Annotated in this window: 17 protein-coding genes; 2 read left to right on the top strand and 15 right to left on the bottom strand. The window is 47.0% G+C overall.

Features of this window, described 5'->3' with window-relative positions:
• Window positions 1–114: 114 nt before the first annotated feature.
• The 9 genes from RAC89_RS29845 to RAC89_RS29805 all read right to left on the bottom strand — a co-directional run bounded on the left by RAC89_RS29845 (window position 115) and on the right by RAC89_RS29805 (window position 10016).
• Complete coding sequence (locus RAC89_RS29845; RefSeq protein WP_306617303.1) at window positions 115–1338, bottom strand: glycoside hydrolase family 130 protein; 1224 nt, start codon at window positions 1336–1338, stop codon at window positions 115–117.
• Between the two features lie 61 nt (window positions 1339–1399).
• On the bottom strand, window positions 1400–2269 hold the full coding sequence (locus tag RAC89_RS29840; protein ID WP_306617302.1) for a carbohydrate ABC transporter permease: 870 nt from the start codon (window positions 2267–2269) through the stop codon (window positions 1400–1402).
• 20 nt (window positions 2270–2289) lie between these two features.
• Complete coding sequence (locus tag RAC89_RS29835; protein ID WP_306617301.1) at window positions 2290–3210, bottom strand: ABC transporter permease; 921 nt, start codon at window positions 3208–3210, stop codon at window positions 2290–2292.
• A gap of 246 nt (window positions 3211–3456) precedes the next feature.
• Window positions 3457–4335, bottom strand: coding sequence for an IS3 family transposase (locus RAC89_RS29830; RefSeq protein ID WP_306611403.1), 879 nt, complete (start codon window positions 4333–4335; stop codon window positions 3457–3459).
• Window positions 4284–4628 (bottom strand): helix-turn-helix domain-containing protein, encoded by a 345-nt coding sequence (locus RAC89_RS29825; protein WP_306611401.1) that lies wholly within the window; start codon window positions 4626–4628, stop codon window positions 4284–4286. The genes RAC89_RS29830 and RAC89_RS29825 overlap by 52 nt, the downstream gene beginning before the upstream one ends.
• A gap of 103 nt (window positions 4629–4731) precedes the next feature.
• Entirely contained in the window at window positions 4732–6246 is a 1515-nt protein-coding gene (locus tag RAC89_RS29820; RefSeq protein ID WP_306617300.1) for an extracellular solute-binding protein, read from the bottom strand.
• A 203-nt stretch (window positions 6247–6449) separates the two neighbouring features.
• Window positions 6450–8732, bottom strand: coding sequence for an AraC family transcriptional regulator (locus RAC89_RS29815; protein ID WP_306617299.1), 2283 nt, complete (start codon window positions 8730–8732; stop codon window positions 6450–6452).
• 355 nt (window positions 8733–9087) lie between these two features.
• A complete protein-coding gene (locus RAC89_RS29810; RefSeq protein WP_306617298.1) occupies window positions 9088–9492 on the bottom strand; it encodes a nuclear transport factor 2 family protein in 405 nt (134 codons plus the stop codon).
• Window positions 9493–9548: 56 nt separating this feature from the next.
• Window positions 9549–10016, bottom strand: coding sequence for a DinB family protein (locus tag RAC89_RS29805; protein WP_306617857.1), 468 nt, complete (start codon window positions 10014–10016; stop codon window positions 9549–9551).
• A gap of 202 nt (window positions 10017–10218) precedes the next feature.
• On the opposite strand from RAC89_RS29805, the gene RAC89_RS29800 reads away from it, so the two are divergent.
• The gene (locus RAC89_RS29800) at window positions 10219–11130 is read left to right on the top strand and encodes a LysR family transcriptional regulator (protein ID WP_306617297.1); all 912 of its coding nucleotides are present in this window, start codon (window positions 10219–10221) and stop codon (window positions 11128–11130) included.
• 376 nt (window positions 11131–11506) lie between these two features.
• On the opposite strand, the gene RAC89_RS29795 is transcribed toward RAC89_RS29800, so the two are convergent.
• The 5 genes from RAC89_RS29795 to RAC89_RS29775 form a co-directional block, all read right to left on the bottom strand.
• Entirely contained in the window at window positions 11507–12235 is a 729-nt protein-coding gene (locus tag RAC89_RS29795; protein WP_306617296.1) for an NAD(P)-dependent oxidoreductase, read from the bottom strand.
• Window positions 12236–12517: 282 nt separating this feature from the next.
• Window positions 12518–12850 (bottom strand): winged helix-turn-helix transcriptional regulator, encoded by a 333-nt coding sequence (locus RAC89_RS29790; protein ID WP_306617295.1) that lies wholly within the window; start codon window positions 12848–12850, stop codon window positions 12518–12520.
• A gap of 165 nt (window positions 12851–13015) precedes the next feature.
• Window positions 13016–14446, bottom strand: a complete 1431-nt coding sequence (locus RAC89_RS29785) for an MFS transporter (protein ID WP_306617294.1) — start codon at window positions 14444–14446, stop codon at window positions 13016–13018.
• A gap of 98 nt (window positions 14447–14544) precedes the next feature.
• Window positions 14545–15129: a TetR/AcrR family transcriptional regulator gene (locus RAC89_RS29780; RefSeq protein WP_306617293.1), complete on the bottom strand. Its 585-nt coding sequence runs from the start codon at window positions 15127–15129 to the stop codon at window positions 14545–14547.
• A 281-nt stretch (window positions 15130–15410) separates the two neighbouring features.
• Complete coding sequence (locus RAC89_RS29775) at window positions 15411–15881, bottom strand: nuclear transport factor 2 family protein (protein ID WP_306617292.1); 471 nt, start codon at window positions 15879–15881, stop codon at window positions 15411–15413.
• 934 nt (window positions 15882–16815) lie between these two features.
• Here RAC89_RS29775 and RAC89_RS29765 point away from each other — a divergent pair.
• Window positions 16816–17505 carry a hypothetical protein gene (locus RAC89_RS29765; protein ID WP_306617290.1) on the top strand — a complete coding sequence of 230 codons (690 nt, stop codon included), beginning with the start codon at window positions 16816–16818 and terminating at the stop codon, window positions 17503–17505.
• A 172-nt stretch (window positions 17506–17677) separates the two neighbouring features.
• Here the strand turns inward: RAC89_RS29765 and RAC89_RS29760 are convergent, their stop codons facing one another.
• The gene (locus tag RAC89_RS29760) at window positions 17678–18007 is read right to left on the bottom strand and encodes a hypothetical protein (RefSeq protein WP_306617289.1); all 330 of its coding nucleotides are present in this window, start codon (window positions 18005–18007) and stop codon (window positions 17678–17680) included.
• Between the last annotated feature and the right edge of the window lie 8 nt (window positions 18008–18015).

Here is an 18015-nt window from a genome sequence, read left to right as displayed (position 1 = left end):
TTGCTGCATAAAAACCACCCCCTTCCATAAAAGCGCTTCCATTATTTTGAGTTGAACCGGCTGCATCGTAATAATCCCCATTGATGCGCCGATTCGAAACGTAGATCGCCAATATTACTCCCCAATCCAACGGCCATTTGCGTCAAATTGCTTAATGTACCTCACAAGCTCGCCAAAATTCACCAATGAGACTCCTACCTTCTGATCTGCGGCGCCATAGGACATGATCAAATCCTCTCCAACCACAATCCCGCCCGTTGTAAACAAGCATGGCGTAGGATAATCGCTAGGCATCTCCCACTCCTGCTGAGCATACATTAATCGCTCGGAGCATCGATGCGTCACGGCAGGGAAGTCATTCTCCCGCTCGCGTACGATCAGGAAGGATTGTGTGTAGCCAAAGTGGACATCCTTCTTGCCATGGTAGGCAATCAGCCATTCGTCCGCCGAAATCTTAAGCGGTGCCCAGCTTGCTCCGATCCGGTTGTCCTCCCAATGAAATTGGCCGGCTGCCAGCAGGCGATGGGTTGCCCGATCCGATGCGAAATCCTCCAGCTTCTCTGCTGCTGCAAGGTAGATCGACGGGCTGTTCACCAGCGAGCCTTGCGGGAATGAGGCGGGCGTCATCGGGCGATGGAGCATTACATATTGCATTTTCCCGTCGATCCGCATCTTCTCTGGGAATAGGAAAACGTCCCGGTTATCGCTTACGTGGCCTTCCGTCAACGGGCATACGTAAGCAAAAGCCTCCTCGTAGCGGCCTGCCTTCAGCTTCTCCAAATCTAATTTATACAGGACGGTTACGGTATGATTGGTGCGCGCCGCAACGCGGAACGCATCGTCCCCTTCAAACACCCAATCCGGCACGTAGTCGTTGCGTGTATCAATCGATGGCTCTTGATCAATCAGCCAATACGGGCCTGGCGGAAACATTCGGCATGCCACGGAAAGATACAGCTCCCCTTCGACCGGAAAAATACGCGGGTCTTCAATACAGCCGTTGGAATAATCGCGTACGCAATTACCGTGGATATCCGTAATGTAGATGTCCTCGAACCCCTCATTCAGCGCAGGGGCAAGAGCAGGCCTGGAGTAATCGGCATCCCAGGTCTTTCCTAGGTCGCTGCTTACGGCGTATCCCAGAAAGATCGGGTACGGGTCGTGCTTGCCCTCCTTCCGCTTCTTCGACCACGGGCCGGTGGCCCGAAAGAGCATGTGCAGCTGGTCCGAAGACGGATCCTTTATTATTGCCGGGTTTAGCACCATTTTGCTTGCCCATTCACAGCCTGGCAACGGTTCGAGCACTGGCTGCGGGGAATATCGAAAATGCGGCTTCATGAAGCTAGTTCCTCCTGTTTATGGAATGATGAGAGCAGATAGTCGTTAAGAACCGGTATAGCTACCCTTTGACCGCGCCGATTGTCATCCCCTTGATGAAGTAGCGCTGCAGAAACGGGTATAAGAAGATGATTGGCCCTATCGTGATGACAACGGTCGAAAGCTGAATGCCTGTAGCTGAGACAGGAATGTTGATATTCGCACTTAAATAATCCAAGTTCTGGGAATTGGATATGATTCTTCTTAACATCATCTGAAGCGGGTGATTCTCTGGATTATCAATAAACATCAGCGCATTAAACCAGTCATTCCAGTAAGAAAGCGCATAGAACAGCGTTATCGTTGCGATGACCGGCATGGAAATCGGCCAGATGATGCGATAGAAAATGTACAGCTCATGCGCTCCATCCATCGTCGCCGCTTCATTTAATTCAAAGGGAAGCGTACGAAAATAGGAGGTCATCAGGAATGCGTTGAAGGCGGAGAACATGTGCGGCAGGATTAATGCCAGTAACGAATCACGCAGGCTCAGCCAGTTGGAGATGAGCAAATAATAGCCTACGAGCCCGGGGGCAAACAGCATCGTAAAATAAATGTAGAAGGAAAGGGCGTTCCTGTACTTCACTTTCTGATGAGCGGTCACATAGGAGAACATGGAAGTCAAAAGCACGGCTCCTATGGTGCCGACCACAGTAACAAAGATGGATACAAAGGCACTGCGGTACACCTGGCTGCCATTAAATAAGAAACGGTAGGAATCGAATGAAAACTCGGTAGGGAACATTTGAAAGCCCTTGACAATCTGATGCTCCGCCGTGAACGATCCGATATACACAAGCCAGAAGGGGATGAAGCAAATTAGGGCGAAGAAACCTATGAAACCATAAGCCACGACGGATATGGCCAATTGGGAACCATCACGTTGTTTCATTAACATGCTTAAGCACCTCACTAAAATAACTTCGAATCATTATCAACCCTGCGGACAACCCAATTAAAAAAGAGAATGGTAATAAAGCCCATAACCGATTGGAATAATGCGACTGCCGCGGCGTTGCTATAGCTGTTCATATTAGAGACCTCCCGCAAGGAACGATACGTATAAGTATCGATAACATCCGTAGCCTTGAACAGGAGAGAATTGTCTCCAACGATTCCATAGATCAATCCGAAGTCACCGTAAAAGATTCGCCCAAGATCCAGCAGAATCAATACGATAATGGTCGGACGCAGCAGCGGCAGGGTAATATGCCAGATCTGCTGCCATCGCTTGGCCCCATCGATTCTTGCGCTTTCATAATATTCCTCGGAGAACCCGGTTAAGGTGGCGAGATATATAATCGAGCCCCAGCCGGCTCCCTTCCATACGAATAGGATCGTTAGGAGCATAGGCCAAACCGAGGGCGTTTGAAACCAATTGACCGTTTGGAATCCGAAATCGTTCAGCAATCGATTGATCATACCGTCCTGCCCGTTGAAGAAATTCATGACCATTAGGTTTACGACGATAATGGAAATAAAATGCGGCAAAATAACGAGAGATTGCGTCAGCTTCTTGAAGAAGGCTTGCCTGATTTCATTCAGCAGCAGGGCAATGAGCAGCGAGCACACCGTACCTGCTACAATGAACAGAAGGTTCAAATATACCGTATTTAAAGTAACCCTGAGCCAATCCGGTCCGGTGAAAAAAAACTTGAGATTGTCGAGCCCCACCCACCGGCTTCCCCAAAGCCCCTTGGCGGGAATAAACTGCTTGAACGCCAATATATGGGCGGTCATCGGCAAATAAGAAAAAATAAAGACGTACACAATCACGGGAAGCGCCATGGCGTACAGCCATTTATTCTTCCTGAGTTCCCGCATGATACTCATGATAAGATCTCTCTCCTTTCGTGTGTACCTGTATCTTACTCATTCGGAAAACGGATCGTATAGTCTTGCTTTTATCAATGAGTTTGAACCTTAACAGCCTAAGCAGGTGTGAATATTACCAATGGGGGAAGTGCAGATTTTAACAAGATATGAAATTGAACTTCATTGCGATCAAGCCTCATTTAATAAAAAAAACCGGAGACCTTGACTGGTCTAGCCCCAATTTTGTAGACATTAAAAAAAGCCCTAGGATGCAAGCTGGCGCCGGAACTCCAACGGTGTCAGCTTGTTTAGTTTTTTCTGTATTCTCTCATGATTATAAAAATGTATAAATTCCTCTATTCTCCGTTGTGCCTCGTCCAAAGAACGGATATCATAGGGATAGAGCGCTTCCGCTTTGAGATGCGAGAAGAAGCTCTCCATGGCGGCGTTGTCTAAACAATTGCCGCGTCGGGACATGCTGATTTGGGCGCCAACCGTAGGCAGCATGTCATGGTAAGCATGAGACGTGTACTGGAAGCCTTGGTCGCTGTGAACGATCAATCCGGCTATCTTATCAGTCACGTCTTTTTGCGTTTCGAACGCGGCTTTAAACGTTTCTAGGACCAATTCATTGTCGTTACGCTTGCTTATGTGATATGCAACGATATCGTTGCTGCACAAGTCCTTGATGGCCGACAAGTATAGCCTCTCATCCCCAACACGATACTGTGTCACATCCGTTACCCACTTCTGATTTGGCTTGTCTGCCTTAAAGTCACGCTGCAGCAAGTTCTCTGCAACCCGGCCGGCAGCTTCCGCCGCCTGGTATGTACTACGATAGTTGCGTCTTCTTCGGATGACTGCCTTTAATCCTAGCACTTGCATCAACCGAAGCACCCTCTTGTGGTTGGCCTTCTCATCAAATTGTCGTTCCAGCTCCATCACAATCCTCCGGTATCCATAGGTTCCATTTCGCTGCTCATAAATGGCCTTGATTCGTTCTTTCGTCTCTTGGTCTTTGTCCACACCTTGTTTGCTCAGAAAGCGATAATATCCACTTCTGGATACGCCCAATATGCTGCAGAGTTCCGTTATTGGATATTGCTCTGCGGCCGATTCAATGATGCGATACTTTCCTTGCACACCTCCTGCTTCCAGATTTTCAAACACTTTTTTAGGACTTCATTCTCCCGCTTAAGCTGCTTCATGTGACGATCCTGATCTATGTATTCCTCTCGCCGTCCTCGTTGATCCAACAGCCCAAACTCTCCAGCCTCTCTAAATTTACGCATCCACCTCTTGACTCTATCCTTGTCTTGGATTCCGAAGTGCTCGGTGATCTGCCGGTAGCTCCATTTCTCCTCAACGTGTAGGCGAACCGCCTCTTTTTTCATTTCATCTGAGTATGATTTGAACTTTTGTCCTTTAATCGCCATGAAAAAATGCACCCCCTATAATTCATCGGATTAACCAGGGGTTTTTCCAATGTCTATTATAGGGGGTGCACCTCAGACATCAAGGCTCCGGCTTATGGGTCTTTTACTTCTTTTTATTTGCCAAAAACGCATCCAGCTGCTTTTGATACTCGGTTTGGATTTTCTTGATGTTGGTATACGCTTTTTCTTTAAATTTCTCCAAGCCTTCCTTCGGTTCTATGAGTCCCATAACGATCGGCTCGTAAAGCTCTTTGCCCATATTGCTCAATTGCGCAACTTCATTGGAAACCGGGCTTGGATCGAAGGTGAACCCGGAGAGAATATCCGCTGAAAAATTATTGGGATCCCGCTGCCACTGATTCAGCTTGATGACGTCCTCCGACAAGCTTGCATCAATACGGTCGAGCTTGGGGTTCCAGCCCCATGCGAAAGGAATTCCGGCATAGGAGTTTTCTTTAATCGGTTTATACAGGCCCGGACCTGCATCCTCCCAGTTTTTCCCCTTGATTCCGTAAGCCAGCAAGTCGTAATTCTCCTGTTTGTTCAGCCAATTGATGAACTGGATGGCGCGCTCTTTGTTTTTGCTTATCACGGGAACAGCGATGTAATTGCCTGCCTTGTATGTTGAGCTGAGCTTCATACTCGGATCATATAGACTGAATGCTTCCGCAGACGCTCCTGGAACCGCCTTCTCCAGAGCCGTACGTGTGCTGAGATTAACACCGAAATCATTAAAGGTCGAAACCGCCGCCTTTCCCTTGGCAAATTCGGCGTTCCTGAGGGTAAGAGCGTCTTTGGCAATAATCCCGTCTTTATACAACTTATGATTGGTTTCGAAATTTTTCATGATCTGGGGATCCATGTTATCGAAGAAATTATAAACCTTCCCGTCATTGCCTTTGGTGTACAATCCGGGATAGCTGAGAACAGAGGCAATATTGGTTTTCGGATCTAACATGCCTGCTTGCTTTAAGCCGATATGCTCCGAACCGTTCGGAATAAACGGCGTGATCTCCGGCGCCTTTTCCTTCACGGTATACATAAACTTGATCAGCTCGTCATAGCTCTTAATCGGAGCGACTCCCAGCTTCTCTCGGATATCTTTGCGAATAACGAACGTCCACGGACGAATGAAATTCACTTCAAGCGGAACCGCATACAATTTGCCGTTCACTTTGTTGGCTTCCATCAGCTGCGGGGAGCGCGTACCCTTGATGTCAGGTCCATATTTGTCAATAATTGCGTCCAAAGGCTCATAGAGGCCGGCGGCAATGTTTTGCGTCGGATTATTATCCCAGATGAGGTCGTAGTCTTCGGCAGAGGACAAGGCGACCTGGCGCTTCGTGAGAACATCCGACCAGGGGATGAACACTACATTCAGCTTCACATTGAGCGTACTCGATAACCGGTTCTCCATCTCCGTCTTGACTTCATTCCAATTGCCCGGCGGATCTCCCGGAAACATGATTTTCAGCGTTACTGGACTCAATAGGGCGTCCGGGGCTGCCGATTTACCGGAGTCGGACGGCGCCGCATCTTTCGAATTACAACCGGCTAACGTCCCTGCCAAGATCAACGATAAAGACGTTAGCAAGATCCCTTTTCTTCTTTGGTTCATGGATAAACCCTCCTGTTTATGATCAACCGGGCAGCGCCTGTTCAGACGGTCTTTCCTTTTTTCTCTGCTTTCGCTGCTTGCCCGGCTCCGTGTTTTGATCATAATTGGCTCCCTCTCGTTCCGTACAGTCCATTATCTACCAATCGGTACGGATTGTTACGAACCGGAAGAGTTGTAATTCTCAAAGCAGCGAAGTACGAAATTTACGGCTGTTCTTCCGTGTTTTCCATGCGGTATTGGTTCGGTGTCATCCCGGTAGCCCGTTTGAACGCCGTGAAGAAGGTGCTCTTGGTTTGAAAACCGGACCGTTCCGTTATATCCGCAACCGTCCAGTCGGTCGTTTTAAGCAGCTTCGCGGCGAGCTCTATTCTTTGCTTTAAAATATAGTCGGACAAGGAACAGTGAAAATGGTCCTTGAATATTTGTCTGGTATAGTTCACGGACATGGATACATGAGCCGCGATGTCATCCACGGAAAGCATCGGATTGTGAAGATGGTTTCGCACGTATTCGATCATCTCCGCGGCAATCTCTTCCTTCCTGCCCGATGTATTCTTCTTGCGCTGCTGATCCATAATTTGCAGCATTTCTCTGTACAGCCACGTTTTCACTTCCCGGAGGGTGGCAAATTGTTCCAGAAAGGCATGGATCCCTTTTAGCCCTTGAAACGTGCTGTAATTTTTAAAGCTCTTCATAATGGAGTACACAATGTGGGTCAGCTGCAGCTTGCATTCCTCATAACTCAGTTCTTGCATATGCGAGGTCAGCTGATCCAAATATCCTTCCAGCGCCTTTTCGTTCTTGAGCTGAACGGAGTGGATAACCTGCTTTAACAGCCCTTCATCGAGATCGCTGTCCTTGACTCGTTCGTACCGGTCCAAATCTTCAAAGGTAAATACTTTGTCCTCGTTATTGATAAATCTCAGCAGCGTTAGTTCATAAAGCTGAGAATAAATGATTTGCAAGTTTTCCTCAACATCAAGCACGGAACTGACAGCCGCATTCACCTCCAGTTTAATCCATCGCCTGATCTGTACCCTTGCTTCCTCAAGTGCCCCTTTCATCTGAGACAAGTCATCTCCCGAGGCGGGTGCGGAAATGAGAGCCACGATATGGTCGGAGCCGAAATCGACCGTTTCCGCTGCGTACCCATGGTTCATCAGGACTTCGCCCATAATGTTTCCCATGGCAAAGCGCATCAGCTTGCGAGAAGCGAAATCGAATTGTTCTTCGAAGCGGCCGTACGATTCCAATCGAATAACGGCTATACGGAACAATCCCGTTTGAAGTATGCTTGTTTGGGTTGTAATAAATGGTTCCATCGGCTTGTAAGACTTGGAATTCAGAATCCATTGACGCAAAATATCTTCCTTCACCAAGGCTTTGCTGCTCTTAATGGATAGATCCAATTGTTCAATCTTCTCTACGAGTGAATGGAAACCGGAATGAATCCATTCCATTTCATTATAGGCATTCGTTGGCTGCAGGGCGGTATGCTCTTTGCCAAGCTTGCTTTTCATTTGTATGGCTAAATCGCTTATCGGCTTGAAGCTGCGGTAGGATTGCCAAAACAAATATAACAGTAAGGTCAACAGCAGAATGATGGAGGAGCCGATAATTTCAAAACGAATCTTTGCTACCTTCGTCTGCCATAAAGTGATCGGCGCCAAATGATACACATTCCATCCTTCTATGGGCAGCCGATCCGTTTGGACGGACCAGGTGACATGGCCCGAATTCCATTCCCGTCTCTGATGCTCCGATGCTGTTGGCGTCAAATCCGTTGCCATTAACGCTTTCGTTAATTCAGGATCCGTATTTCCCAGGATGAATTCTTTATTTTTGCTTTCAATATAAATCTTGTTCTGGTCCTCTTTCGAGACTTGCAGCATATTCTCGTTCAGTAAGGGCTTACTGAAGAGGATTGCTGCGAAGCCCTGATAGTTTTGATTAGGTCCGGCTGCCGGTACGACGAGCGCAAGATACGATTCGCCCTTCACCTCATGATTGAAATATTGAAGATAGGGCGTTTTCTGATTTTTAATATAATGTAAGATCGTTTGATCATAGAAATCGTCCGTTGTATAGATACTGGAATCGGATGTGTAAATTTGATTAAGGTCGAAATTGATTAAATAAATGGTATGGATAAGCGGTTCACTGCTCATAAATTCCCTTACGCTCATCGTAGCTTTATTCAAAGTCATTGGAGAGTAATCGGTTTTCTCCATGTTCATCCAAAGCGCGATTCTCTCATCCGAATAAATTCTCAAAGCAAACTGACGCAGCTTCTGCAATGTGTATTCTGAGGATTTTACGACTTGCTTCATTTTCTCTTGATTGGACTTCTCCAACTCCTCTATTGCGCTTTTGGCGAATTGCTTGCTCAAAAACACGGTAAACATCAGGGTGAGAAGAGTTACCACAATGCAGGAATACAAAAATATGCTTAAGTACATCTTCTTCGGCTTAAACCGATCCCACATGAAAAAACCGTCCTTGTTATGTAATAGAAGCAATAATCGAACCCTAGAACAATAGTAAGTCAGTTGTTTCGGCGAGTCCAGTACGAATCTTACCAATCAAGTACATAATTTCAGTATCCAATAAAGCTTTCATTACAATCAGAAAAACCGTACAGCCTAATGACTGTACGGTAAGACCCTTAGCGGCCATTGAAATTCAGCGTAACGTCCTTGAATGCGGCGGTTTGACAAGGGTAGCTGGATCGATAGCCACCACTAAGTCATTCGACCAGATGTATTGCTTTCAGCGGTACTCACCGTGGCGGCCGAAAAGCCGCTTTTAGAGGCTTAAGATTTCCGTTCATTATAGCACCTATTACGGGGTCTCGTAGTTTTTTAACGGCATGCCTACATATTCGCGGAAGGATCGGATCCGCTCTGCCTCGAACTCGAAGACGACCGCAAGCTCATTGCGATAAGGCAGCCCCTTCAACGAACCTTCCGCGCGAAACACCACCATCCCGTTGTCCTCGTTCTCAAGCTCGATGAGCGGAGTCAGCTGCACCTGCAATACCGAGCGCTCAAACCTGATCAATTCCTCGAACCGTGCTTTGCCTTGCTGCCCGTGATTCCACCCCTCTAGCGGGAGAGGAACGGAAAAATGAAAATCTTCCGTAACCTTCTTAAGAAAATCGATTGTATGCCCTGTTTCGAAAGCCCGCCTAAAAGCATCAAACACTTCGCAAGTTCGGGATGAGACTGAGCCTCTGGATTTTTCCATAAAATAAGCCTCCTCATTATCGTTTATTGGACACTCCAACGTCTATACTTTGCTAGCTAGCGGGATAGGACCTTTAGCTGGCTCGAAATCGTTCCAAGATGAATGGCTTCGTGAATCAGCGCGAAGTTGAACAACTCGCTGGCGGTATTGAATTGGAACGGGCCCAAAGAATAAGGAGTTGAAAGCTTCTCGTCCAACATTTCAGGTGTCAGCTCAGATAGGCGGGAAAGCTGGGCCATTAACATTTCGACCAACTCTTCCTTTGATGGAGGAGCAACCGTCCAGTTCAAGGGCTTTGTTCCAGAGTTAAACAGCATTTCATACGAATCAGGTATGGCCGACGGCGAGCCGAAGCTTAAGGTAGAATACTTATCCATCCAATATATCATATGGCCGACATTCCAGCGGATGGTATTGTTGAAGCCTTCCGGCTGCTTGTCGAAATATTCCTCCGCAACTCCCTGAAGCTGGCCAATCACGACCTGATGCAGTACTTTGCCGGTGTTAAAAATCGATTGTGTCATCATGAAACGCCTCCCTGATTTGTTTTGTATCATGTGTTTCGCTTTCTTAACCCAAGTTTACCTCCTCATTCATAACGCAACAATCACGTAATTCCGATGCAAATGATCGGTATCAATAATGATCACTAGGAAAAATGTGAAAACTCCGCTGCCCAAGTTATAATGATAGAGAAGTTAAGCGAATCGAAAGGAGCCCGGTGGGATGGAACTGAGACAGCTTGAATATTTTGCCGCAATATGTAAGGAGATGCATTTCTCCAAAGCGGCTGAGAATCTCTGTACCACACAGTCGAATCTTAGTCAGCAGATCAAGTTTCTGGAGAACGAGTTAGGTCTCCCCCTGTTCGACCGTATCGGCAAGCGGATTGCATTAACGGAAGCGGGTAAAATCTTATTGGAGCAAAGCCGGCTCATCTTTGAACGAATCGATTATATCCAAGGTGCGATTGCGGATCTGAAGAAAATGGAGGGCGGCCGGCTGGACATCGGGATCCTTCCGGGTGATGGGGACTTACTGTTTGACGCTCTGCTGGTCGACTTCCACCGGACCTATCCCAAGCTTTCGATCAGCGTTACGGAGTCCACGGACGTATATGAACAGGTTGCCGCCGGCACCAGAGATCTCGGGGTTACCACGGTTCCTGTCAAAACGGATGAGCGTATTGCCATCATCCCCTTGTTCCATGAGGAATTCGCGTTGGCCATCCGCTCGGACCACGCTCTCGCCAAGTCGAAGGCCATCCCGTTCGAACAGCTGCAGCAGCTGAGGATGGTAATGTTCAGCCCAGAGCATCAGATTACTAAAGTGATCCAATCCTGCTGTCAGGATCAAGGGATATCGATCGACAATCCGATCGTCACTTCAACGTTATCCACGCTTCTAACGCTGGTGGAACAAGGGGTTGGAGCTTGTATTCTCCCCCGTCTACTGCTGGATTTTCTGAATCGTGAGAATATCTCCGCCGTCAAGCTGCTTAATCCTACTCCAAGCCAAGACATCTGCATTATATACCGCACGGACAGGTTCATGGGGCAGGCGGCTAAGCTGTTCATAGATGTGCTTCAGACCTACATACAAAGTGTAATGGATCGTACCCAGAGGTCGCTCGGGTAGATTTCGCCATACGCAAGCAAACGAAGTCAGCCAAAACTCTTAACAAGGCTGCCGATCGCGGCAGCCTTTGTCACGGGCACCTTGGAAACGGGGCAATTTTTTACGATTATCATCCGCTTTTAGATCCTCTTGCCATACGTTTCAGCGGTATCAAGCAACGAAGCTCCAAACCTTTACAATGGCTTAACGACCATAAGTAACAATATGGCAATCATCAGCAGCTGTGCTGCCATCTCGATTGGTGCGATCCTTTTTATCAACAGTCCGAACTCGGCGGGTATTTCATTACCCTGGTCTTGACTTTCAGATATGGCGGTCGAAGCCAATATATGCATTAAGAGCAATAATCCAAACAAACCCATTATCCCCCTTCTTCTCAGCGCACCGTAATATTGCTTTGATAAGCTAGACCGACCCTTTTTCTTTTAAAAGCTCCTCCGAGCTCAAGATGGTCCAACATACATCTTGCGACATCGTCATAAGCAACATTCAGTTCATGAAGCCGGCTGAACAAGTGACCGGCTATATCTGCCTCGGAATATTCCTTGATCGTCTCTGGAATCGGAACAGGCAAGGTTTCCGTTGTTACATGGAGATGAACCGGATTTGAATGCTCTCTTGTATCAACCATTGTTCCCGGACACATAATGGACCAATCCAGCTGAGTCTGTTGCAGCCTTTCGAAGTTCCGGTTGTGATTTTTATACTCAGGTGGGAAGCCGGGTAAATTGTTGCCGATAAGATTAGTATATGGAATGTCCAGCAGGCCGGCTCCTCCCATTATCCATACCCGCCCAGAGAAACTAAGTTGGAGTTCACATTGGCTTATAATGTTATCGACGATACGAACAAACTCTTCTCCTAGGCCCGCATGGCCGGCTGCAATAATAGCGGCGTCCTGGTTCACAAGCGCCTCACCGACACCCACCGGATCCATAATATCTTCCACGATCACCTTCACATGCTTTGCATATTGCTCACCTAGTTGATCATAAAGCTTCTCGGAATCTCGCACAAATGCGGTCATTTCATGCCCCATTTTTATCCCTTGTACCAACACTCTTTTCCCTGTATTCCCCGTCGCTCCAAAAACAATAATTTTCATTGTTCTTTCCTCCTCTTTACTGGGCCCCAATATTTGGTTAACTGAAGCATAGCACCGCTTCAAAATTATGTTAAGAACCCACTTTAAGGTAGGGTACTTACTTAAAAGTAAGCATGTCGGAAAAGGATGCCATATACGCGGAGGTCGAGAGGACAGGGATCTCAACCCGATACTTAATTCATATCAGGAGTATGACTGTAGATAAACAAAAGCTGCCCGGAATCCGTGGCAGCTTTTATTTGGAGTTGATTGAATTAGTGTACAAGTTCATGTGAACCAGCTCTATGACGCTGACTCTTCATATTTCCGCTTATTGTGATTTTCCCCCCAAGCACACATGACTTCCGCTACAGGAATCAATGTTCGCCCGTATTCACTAAGAGAATATTCTACTTTTGGAGGGATAGCGGGGTAGACCGTTCTATCGACTATGCCTTCTCGTTCCAAATCTCGGAGATGTTGTGAAAGCATTTTTTGTGAAGCATCAGGTATTAGCTTTTCCAGATCGTTGAATCGCTTTTTGGATTCAATCAAATGCCATAAAATCAGTGGCTTCCATTTGCCACCTAAAACATGAATGAGTGTCTCAACTGGACATTCACGCTGATGAATCATTGATATAACTACCCCCTTACTTTTAAGTAAGTACATTACCTAAAAAAACACTTAACAAAATTTTACAAGAGCTATACAATCAAGTCAATCATTGAAACTAAAAAGGATTAAGTGATTAACGAATGCAGTAGATAAGACACAGATATGCTAGAAACACTTCAGCAATTAGTGAGTTGCGATGACTTTCCCCTCCTCGGGTGAAGCCCCCCTTGTTCGTTTTAAGGCGACGAACGCGACTATTATACCGATCAACGTAACCACTGCCATAACGAAAAACGCGGTATGAATGGACGAATTAAGCGCAGCGGGATTCATCGTTTCCATCGTGGCATCGGAGCCGAGGGTAGCCGTGATAATGGCCATGATGACCGCAAGCCCGATTGCCCCGCCGATTTGCTGACCGGTGTTGATGACTGCGGATGAGACCCCTTGCTCACTCGGATCGACTCCCGTGCTTCCGGCGATGAACATCGTCGTGAAGACGAGCGCTTGCCCGAGGCCGATGATAATCGACCCCGGAACTACTCCCCAAGCGTTGCCCGAGGCCGACAACTGGGTAAGCAACAGAAAGCCGATGCCGCCAAGCGCCATCCCGGAAGCGATAGTTCCAGAGACTCCGATCTTGGCTAACATGGGAGTGATGAGTCTCGCTCCAAGGAATGCGCTTAGAGTAAGCGGCAAGAAAGTAAAGCCCGACTGAATGGCCGAATAATGCAGAACGTTTTGGGTGTACAGCGTCAGGAAGTAATAAAGTGTACCAAACGACGCAGAGAAAAGAAAGGCGATTAGAGCTGCGCCAGTTAGGTTGCGATTGCGAAACATGCGGAAGTTGATCAACGGCCCCTTGGAACGCTTCTCAATGACGATGAACGCTGCAAGAAGCGCAGCTCCGATTAGAACAAACGGCAAGGTGCTTACACTAAGCCAGCCCAAGACGGGAGATTGAATCAGATAGTAGACGACGAGAAGCATGCCGGCGGTAACAGAGATCGTTCCAGCAACGTCGAAGTGCTTGTGGCCGCTCGATGCTACGCTCTCCTTTAGGACGATCGGAGCTAGCAGGAGGGTAAAGAGCGCGATCGGAACGTTAACGAAGAACGTCGCTTCCCAACCGATGAAACTGGTGAGTATGCCGCCAAGCAGCAAACCAAGCGACAGGCCGACGCCGCCCATGGCAGCCCAAATTCCCATTGCCCGATTCCGTTCGGCGCCTTCTTCGAAGTTAGATATTATCAGCGACAGTGTTGCCGGCGAGAGGAGTGCTCCTCCCAGACCTTGCAAGCCTCTGGCTATGATGAGCAGGAGCTGGGAATCGGACAGCCCGCCGAGTAACGAGCCTAATCCAAACAGAGACATTGCGATCATAAACATTTTCCGTCTGCCCATCAAGTCCGAGAGTCTGCCCCCGATCAGCAGGAACCCTCCGAACACCAGCGAATATGCGCTAACGACCCATTGCAGATGGTTGGCGGAGAAACCCAGTTCAATGCCCAGAGAAGGCATTGCCACGAAAATAATCGTATAGTCTAGTGCCATGATTAATTGGGAGATGGCGAGCACCAGAAGCGCCAACCCTTTGAATCGGCCACTATTCATTTAAAAACCCTCCTTTTTTTGATCAAATGGTCTAGAATTTGCATTTTTTGACTGAACGGTCTGATAAAGGTAGCCAAGGGCAGAGCAATGCCCTCCGGTCAAGCTTCAAGCGTCGACAACGTAACCGTTGTGATTTCTTCCAGCACCTTGGGATCGTTCGTTAACTTGGCCACTTGAGTCAAGGCATACCGCGAGTGGTACAAATACCGGGCCAACGCTTGCAGGTCCCGATCGGTGCACAGCTCCTGCCGCTGCTTGGCTCGAACCAACGCGTCATGGAAGGCACCCTCGAGTCGGATTCGGTCCTGCTCGAACAAGGCGGCAATCTCCGGCTCGTGAGGGACTTGATCGATGGCGCTGTAGAGAATAAAGCATTCCTTGCGCCGGTCTTCGTCTTGAAGGGCGAAGACGATCTCGCGAAAGATTGCGTGGATCGCATCCTTGACGGACTCCGACTTTTCCAAATAAGTGACGACGGCGGATGATTTCTCGTCTAAGTAATGCTTGACGGCCTTGATGAAAAGATTCTTCTTCGTGCCGTACGTATCGTATAAGCTCTGGCGGGCGATGCCCAAACCCTCTAGCAATATCGGAAGGGACGTGCCCTCGTACCCGTAGTGACCGAACACTTCCATAGCCTTGTGGAGGACCAGGTTCGTGTCGAATTCCTTGCTTCTTGCCATTGGTATTCCCCCTTATCTCGTCCCCATACTACCCTTAACAGAACGTTCAGTCAAGAAGTCGGAACCCTGCCGTTACTCGGAAAATCCTACTGCATCGCTCTCGCTGCCGACGGACTCGATGGCCACCAAGGGATTCCGGTCACGATCGTCAGCTCCGGATTCTGGGCCCGATGAAAGACAAGATCGGTAAATCCCACCTCAAAATGCTTTGGGAAGTTCTTCCCACCGATTTTATTTTGACTATTCAGTCCGAAAATAGTATGAAAAAGTGCTCTTTAGCGTTACTCGGAAAATCGTACTGCATCGCTCACGCTGCCGACGGACTCAATGGCCACCAGCGGGTTCCAGAAATCGCGATAGTTTACGATACGTCCATCCTTCGTTCGAACGACGCTGATATAGGTTTGGTTGTACGGATTACCCGTCTCCCTGTGTTTACCCACGGACTTGAACTCCGCGATCATCAGCTCCGGATCCTGAGCCGGATGGAAAATAAGATCGGTGAATTCCACCTCGAAATGCTCCGGGAAGTTCTGCATGTATTCGAAGAGCTCCGTCTTCCCTTGTTTCCTATCGGGGAATCCAGCCGGCCCATATGGGAACTCCAGCACGCCGTCTTCCTGCCACAAGCCGACCCAAGCTTCGATATTGCCGCCGGATAAGTGCTTCAGATGATTACGGAACGTTTCTTGCGCTTGCTCTCGGATGGCTTGCTGCGATTCTTGTGTCTCAGTATTTTGTTGGTTTAACATGGATAATCCCTCCGACTTTAAATTTGACCGTTCGGTCCGAAAATACCATTAAAAAAGCGAACCCCCGGTATCTCACCCATTGAACCCGTATCTCAGTTCCTCATTTGCTTCGCCCCCTTGGCTTGATGAGTTCATCATAGCATTTCTAGACTGAACAGTCAATAATTATTTTAGAATAAATGTTATTAGTCCTTACCTTTACTAAAAACGACAGGTAGCTCCGCAATCCGTTAAGCTCTGCTGCAATATAACCGGCAGCCTGAGGCTTGTCCGCGGCTTCCAAGGCTCCCCTCGCGTTTCGCCGTTCTCCTCGGTGACAATGCGGCGGCGCCTCCACGGCACTTCCCTCAAAAAACTTCTGTTTTTCCCATACTCCATGCTCACCCAGCATTTCGCCATGATCCGTAATCGGTCTGTCATGTTCGTATGGAGTTACAAATGCGAAAAGCGTCCAATATCCAAGGATTCCGGCGGACGTCCATACACAAGACAGCAGGAACGCATACAGTACAATGTAACAACGTAAACACAATTGACGGGGTGGGTGATAAAAATGGGAGCTGTAGGTGCATGTGGTGGTTACGGTACAGGCGGTGGTGCTGCCTCCGTACTCGTGCTGTTCATTCTTTTGGTAATCATATTGTCGGCCGGTTTCTTTGTGTAATTTGTTAATTATGAGGAATCCCAAAGAGTCTACCATGCATTGCTGGTAGGCTCTTTTGTGTTCTTATTGCGGTAGAACAAACAGGAGAAGTGATTACCCTCCGATTGCTCCACAGAAGACATCAAGCCCGAGCCTTCAGCTTTTCCACCCCGTCCGGGTGATCATAGTAAGTAAAATAGAATGTAATCAAATTTACATATTATATTGCGACTATAGCCACAATCTGATATTGTCGTATAGGCACTAATAACTATACAGGAGTGAAATTCTATGCGTTTTTTAAAACTGCTTGTCATTTTGGTAGTTCTAGCAGTCACACTATCTACTACATCTTTTGCACACTCAGGCAGACTAGATAGATACGGTGGCCATGAATGTTCCAATGAGGCATATATGAAACGCCTATGCAAAGGATATCACTCGCACACTGGAGGCTTTTTCATAGGTGAGTTTCCAACAAATGAACCCGTCCCCCCAGCATCCGATGCTGAAGAAGTTATTCCCGATGGGCATGTTAAAGTTACACTTCCAACATTTAAGATTTATATCAACTATAAAACTGGAGCTTCTGACGCTCAAAATCACACCTTAGAATACCCATTTTTTATCTATAATGATATCATCTACGCACCTTTGAATTATGATATGTGTTCAACTCTTACGATTGAAAATACCTGGACAAATGAAGTAGGCTTATCATTAAGAAAAACCGGTACTGAAATTGGGAATGGAGTACATTTTAAACGTATTGAAGCATCCTCTACTCAGCCTGTAAACATGTATGCTCATCTTCCATCATTTAATATTTATGTCAATGATGTATGGGTAGATAATGGAAAAGAACAGTATCCTTTTTTAGTTTATAATGATGTAACATACTATCCTATGACATTTGATAATAACAGCAAGTTTGGTTTAACTGCCGTATTAAAAGATAATAGGTTCGATATTTTTAAGTAAAAGATTAAGCTGCCATTGGCGGCTTTTTTAATTTCCCCACCTCAACAGTAATGTACTACGCCATTTTTAGCATTGGAGGTTTGATCATAATCTATTTCAATTGTACGATACGCTTGCTCAATACGAGCTTTTATAGCCGCTACATTTAAACTATTGTTCTGATATATGACTTCTAAGTCATCATGCAAGTCATCTCTAATTTTTTGAGACTTGCCAAGGATGCTCTGTAATTACCAATCGCGCCTCCGAAAGTATTACGGGAGACATTCTCCTTTCCTCCGCCAGCCCAAAGGTTTTTCATAGCACTATTCATGAAGAATGCGGTTTTCATAAGAACTTTTTCTGGAGTATCATCAGCTATAACACCGTGATTAAATCTATCTCCTATTCCTTTGTTATTTTGTGTTTGTATTTTCTCGTTGGCGTTAACAATGTTCAAAAGATTATTAATTTTTCTCTCCCAGCTAACCTGTAAAGATAAAGACCGCTCCTTTGGCAACATTCCCAAAG

Source organism: Paenibacillus sp. GD4 (genome assembly GCF_030846225.1).
Lineage (GTDB): Bacteria > Bacillota > Bacilli > Paenibacillales > NBRC-103111 > Paenibacillus_G > Paenibacillus_G silviterrae.
The sequence above is the reverse complement of the archived record's forward strand: the minus strand, read 5'-3'. Positions and strand labels throughout refer to the sequence as shown.

What these genes read in the sequence shown, in the direction of transcription:
- RAC89_RS29845 (WP_306617303.1), bottom strand. Translation starts at nt 1,338, where the DNA reads ATGAAGCCGCATTTTCGATATTCCCCGCAGCCAGTGCTCGAACCGTTG.
- RAC89_RS29840 (WP_306617302.1), bottom strand. Translation starts at nt 2,269, where the DNA reads ATGAAACAACGTGATGGTTCCCAATTGGCCATATCCGTCGTGGCTTAT.
- RAC89_RS29835 (WP_306617301.1), bottom strand. Translation starts at nt 3,210, where the DNA reads ATGAGTATCATGCGGGAACTCAGGAAGAATAAATGGCTGTACGCCATG.
- RAC89_RS29825 (WP_306611401.1), bottom strand. Translation starts at nt 4,628, where the DNA reads ATGGCGATTAAAGGACAAAAGTTCAAATCATACTCAGATGAAATGAAA.
- RAC89_RS29820 (WP_306617300.1), bottom strand. Translation starts at nt 6,246, where the DNA reads ATGAACCAAAGAAGAAAAGGGATCTTGCTAACGTCTTTATCGTTGATC.
- RAC89_RS29815 (WP_306617299.1), bottom strand. Translation starts at nt 8,732, where the DNA reads ATGTGGGATCGGTTTAAGCCGAAGAAGATGTACTTAAGCATATTTTTG.
- RAC89_RS29810 (WP_306617298.1), bottom strand. Translation starts at nt 9,492, where the DNA reads ATGGAAAAATCCAGAGGCTCAGTCTCATCCCGAACTTGCGAAGTGTTT.
- RAC89_RS29805 (WP_306617857.1), bottom strand. Translation starts at nt 10,016, where the DNA reads ATGACACAATCGATTTTTAACACCGGCAAAGTACTGCATCAGGTCGTG.
- RAC89_RS29800 (WP_306617297.1), top strand. Translation starts at nt 10,219, where the DNA reads ATGGAACTGAGACAGCTTGAATATTTTGCCGCAATATGTAAGGAGATG.
- RAC89_RS29795 (WP_306617296.1), bottom strand. Translation starts at nt 12,235, where the DNA reads ATGAAAATTATTGTTTTTGGAGCGACGGGGAATACAGGGAAAAGAGTG.
- RAC89_RS29790 (WP_306617295.1), bottom strand. Translation starts at nt 12,850, where the DNA reads ATGATTCATCAGCGTGAATGTCCAGTTGAGACACTCATTCATGTTTTA.
- RAC89_RS29785 (WP_306617294.1), bottom strand. Translation starts at nt 14,446, where the DNA reads ATGAATAGTGGCCGATTCAAAGGGTTGGCGCTTCTGGTGCTCGCCATC.
- RAC89_RS29780 (WP_306617293.1), bottom strand. Translation starts at nt 15,129, where the DNA reads ATGGCAAGAAGCAAGGAATTCGACACGAACCTGGTCCTCCACAAGGCT.
- RAC89_RS29775 (WP_306617292.1), bottom strand. Translation starts at nt 15,881, where the DNA reads ATGTTAAACCAACAAAATACTGAGACACAAGAATCGCAGCAAGCCATC.
- RAC89_RS29765 (WP_306617290.1), top strand. Translation starts at nt 16,816, where the DNA reads ATGCGTTTTTTAAAACTGCTTGTCATTTTGGTAGTTCTAGCAGTCACA.
- RAC89_RS29760 (WP_306617289.1), bottom strand. Translation starts at nt 18,007, where the DNA reads ATGTTGCCAAAGGAGCGGTCTTTATCTTTACAGGTTAGCTGGGAGAGA.